Source organism: Labrys sp. 22185, from assembly GCF_052045555.1.
Lineage (GTDB): Bacteria > Pseudomonadota > Alphaproteobacteria > Rhizobiales > Labraceae > Labrys > Labrys neptuniae.
In genome coordinates, this window is record NZ_JBQEPH010000013.1 from 183,867 (window position 1) to 185,221 (window position 1,355).

Here is a 1,355-nt window from a genome sequence, read left to right on the forward strand (position 1 = left end):
ACGGTCCTAAGGTAGCGAAATTCCTTGTCGGGTAAGTTCCGACCTGCACGAATGGCGTAACGATCTCCCCGCTGTCTCCAGCATAGACTCAGTGAAATTGAATTCCCCGTGAAGATGCGGGGTACCTGCGCTTAGACGGAAAGACCCCGTGCACCTTTACTATAACTTTACACTGGCATTCGTGCTTGCATGTGTAGGATAGGTGGTAGGCTATGAAGCCAGGGCGCCAGCCCCGGTGGAGCCACCCTTGAAATACCACCCTTACGATCATGGATGTCTAACCGCGACCCGTCATCCGGGCCCGGGACAGTGTATGGTGGGTAGTTTGACTGGGGCGGTCGCCTCCCAAAGAGTAACGGAGGCGTGCGACGGTGGGCTCAGAGCGGTCGGAAATCGCTCGTCGAGTGCAATGGCATAAGCCCGCCTGACTGCGAGACTGACAAGTCGAGCAGAGACGAAAGTCGGCCATAGTGATCCGGTGGTCCGTTGTGGAACGGCCATCGCTCAACGAATAAAAGGTACGCCGGGGATAACAGGCTGATGATTCCCAAGAGTCCATATCGACGGAATCGTTTGGCACCTCGATGTCGACTCATCACATCCTGGGGCTGGAGAAGGTCCCAAGGGTTCGGCTGTTCGCCGATTAAAGTGGTACGTGAGTTGGGTTCAAAACGTCGTGAGACAGTTTGGTCCCTATCTGGCGTGGGCGTAGGAGAATTGAGAGGATCTGTCCTTAGTACGAGAGGACCGGGATGGACGTACCTCTGGTGGACCTGTTGTGGCGCCAGCCGCAGTGCAGGGTAGCTATGTACGGTCGGGATAACCGCTGAAGGCATCTAAGCGGGAAACCCACCTCAAGATGAGTTCTCCCTCGAAAGCCGTGGTAGACCACCACGTTGATAGGCCGGGTGTGGAAGCGGAGCGATCCGTGCAGCTTACCGGTACTAATAGCTTGATCGGCTTGATCGCTCTCATTTATCAATACTCACGAATGGCCTTGAGCCATATCCTGAGAGGGGCGCCTCTCGCGACATGAAACCATGTCGCTGGCGGCGCTCTTGACGATCCCTTCGGGATCGCAAGGACATCTTGCTTCATTTTTGCTTCGCCGGCCTGGTGGCACTAGCGAGGAGCCTCAACCCGATCCCATCCCGAACTCGGCCGTTAAACTCCTCAGCGCCGATGGTACTATGTCTCAAGACCTGGGAGAGTAGGTCGTTGCCAGGCCTGCAAAGCAAAAATCTCAACAAACCATGACAATCAAACAAATTCCTGCCGCGGGGTGGAGCAGCCCGGTAGCTCGTCAGGCTCATAACCTGAAGGCCGCAGGTTCAAATCCTGCCCCCGCAACCACT

General features: G+C 56.0%; 1 tRNA gene and 2 rRNA genes (1 of these 3 only partly in view). All 3 read left to right on the top strand.

From position 1 onward, the window contains the following. A 23S ribosomal RNA gene (locus ACTJKX_RS23530) occupies positions 1–969 on the top strand; it begins 1,842 nt to the left of the window's first position. Positions 970–1,112: 143 nt separating this feature from the next. After that, positions 1,113–1,227, top strand: a 5S ribosomal RNA gene (gene rrf / locus ACTJKX_RS23535). Positions 1,228–1,276: 49 nt separating this feature from the next. Then, positions 1,277–1,353, top strand: a tRNA-Met gene (locus ACTJKX_RS23540). Positions 1,354–1,355: the final 2 nt, after the last annotated feature.